Here is a 2,088-nt window from a genome sequence, read left to right on the forward strand (position 1 = left end):
CTTCATGCCAGCGAATACACCGGCCAACACAGTATGTCGCCGGACACGGTCAACAAGTGGCTCATCCCGGTCGCCCGGAAGTCCTCGGCGGTCTCCTCCCGCAGGAGTGACACGTCTCCGACGACCAGAGCGGGGAGCAGCCCGCGTTCCGGTTGGGGGAGGGCGGAGGCGGCCTGGCGAAGACCCGCGCGCACCCGACCGGCCAGCGACTGGAGTCCGCTCGGCTCCGTCACCTGTTCCGGCGGTCCGCGGACCAGGACGAGTGCCGAGGTGAGCGGGTCGTCCTCCGTCGGGAGGAACACACCCCGGGCGCGAAAGGACTGCCCCGGCAGCAGACCGCGCCATCGAGCGTCCGAGGCGAGCACCACCACCCGTGCCCGGGAGGCGTGTTCCCGGCCGTCGACGCGCACCCAGGCGGTGCGGGAGCCGATGACCCACTCCGCGCGTCCGGGGCGGGGCGTCCCCGACCGTGACCGTGGATCCTCGCGCACGACCGCCTCGAACTCGGCCTCTCGTTCCAGGTCGGCCGTCCGCGCCGCCGCGCTGCCCGCCTCCCGGGACACGTGGACGCCGGTCACCGCCGCCACCGTCGCCGCGCAGACCAGGGCGGCCACGACGGTGAGGGCCACGGTCTCCCCCGTGGGCCGTATCCAGGCGTACACCCCCACCGCGACGCACCCGGCGACCGCCGCGAAGGTCCACGCCGCCCGTGGCGGCGTCGACAGCGCGCCCAGGGCGGTGAGCCACGCCGTGATCGCTGGTAGGAGAAGCCGCAGGTCGGGTGGGTGCCGCAGGCCCAGGGCATCCGTTCCGAGCCATGTCGCCACCGCGCTCACCCCACCGTCACGTGCGGGCGGAGGGTCTCCAGGGTCCGGTCCCCGATGCCGTTCACCCCGACCAGTGCGTCGACGCTGGCGAAGGGGCCGTGGGTCTCCCGGTGGGCGACGATCTCGGCGGCGATGACCTCCCCGATCCGCGGAAGCCGGGTCAACGCGGTCACATCGGCCCGGTTGATGTTCACCGGCCGCCCAGGACCCGGGGCTTCGCCCGCGCCCTCGACGGACGGGACACCCACCAGAACCTGTTCGCCGTCCACCAGCGGGCGGGCGAGGTTGAGGGTGTCCAGGTCGGCGTCCGGGAGGGCGCCGCCCGCCTCCTCCACGGCGTCGGCCACCCGGGACCCCGGGGGCACCGTGTACAGCCCCGGCTCGGCGACCTCCCCGCCCACGTGGACGACGAGGTCCTCTCGTGGGGCGGTGCCGCCCGTGCCGTGCGTCCCCTCCGCACCGGCGGTTTCAGGGCCGGTCGTCCCCGTGCCGGCCGTGGCCACCTCTCCAGCGTCCGCGGCGGGGGAGGCCGCGGCGACCACCTCCGCCGTCACCTCCTCGGGGCGGTCGCGCAGGGCGAGCACGGCGGCCCCCACGGCGATCAGGCCCAAGACGGTCAGGGCGAGCACGGCACGCCTCGACGGGACGACCCCGACCGGCCACCGATCGGTGATCCGCGCCAGGAGGGAACGGGACGGCTCCGGGCCGATCTCCTCGTACCCCGACGGTGGACGGTCGTGCCGGTCCCGGTGCTCGGCCGTCGTGTCCGGGGGCGTGTCGGCGGGGCGACCCGCTTCGGAGCCGGCGGCCCGCGTCCCCCGCTCCGTGACCGTCTCCTCCGGTGGCGCCTCGGGGCGCGACGATGCCACGGCAGGCTGCTGCGCGCGGCTGACCGGGGTGCTCGCACCCTGCCGGGCCCGCGTCCCCCGAACCGCGTCCGTCTCCGGCGCCCCACCCGGGCCGGGCGGTCCCGCTCCGGTTCCCTCCGGGCCGGTGCTCCAGGGCTCCGCGCCCGTGACGCGGTCGGTCCACGTGTCCCACGGCGACCGCGTGCCCTTCGCGGTGTCCGGGGGCTTCGTCGGCGCCGCCATCGCGTAGGGGGCGCTCGGAATCGCGGGCCCGCCCGGGGACGGCCGTCCGGCATCGCCGGTGGGCGGGCACGGGTCGTGTGCGTGCGATCCGGGCGGGACCGGGGCGGAGGGGGTCGGGTCGGTCGGTCGCGGACGGCTGGCGGGGGCGGTGCCCATGGCGAGCGCGCGGA

1 protein-coding gene and 1 pseudogene are annotated in these 2,088 nt (G+C 76.4%); both read right to left on the minus strand.

From position 1 onward, the window contains the following. Positions 1-38: 38 nt before the first annotated feature. A pseudogene (locus D471_RS0115900) lies at positions 39-827 on the minus strand (ComEC/Rec2 family competence protein); the annotation flags it as partial. 5 nt (positions 828-832) lie between these two features. After that, positions 833-2,088 (minus strand): ComEA family DNA-binding protein (locus D471_RS38450; protein ID WP_241479634.1); only part of this gene is annotated, 1,256 nt, incomplete at its 5' end.

Source organism: Nocardiopsis lucentensis DSM 44048 (assembly GCF_000341125.1).
In the GTDB taxonomy this organism is placed as follows: Bacteria; Actinomycetota; Actinomycetes; order Streptosporangiales; family Streptosporangiaceae; genus Nocardiopsis; species Nocardiopsis lucentensis.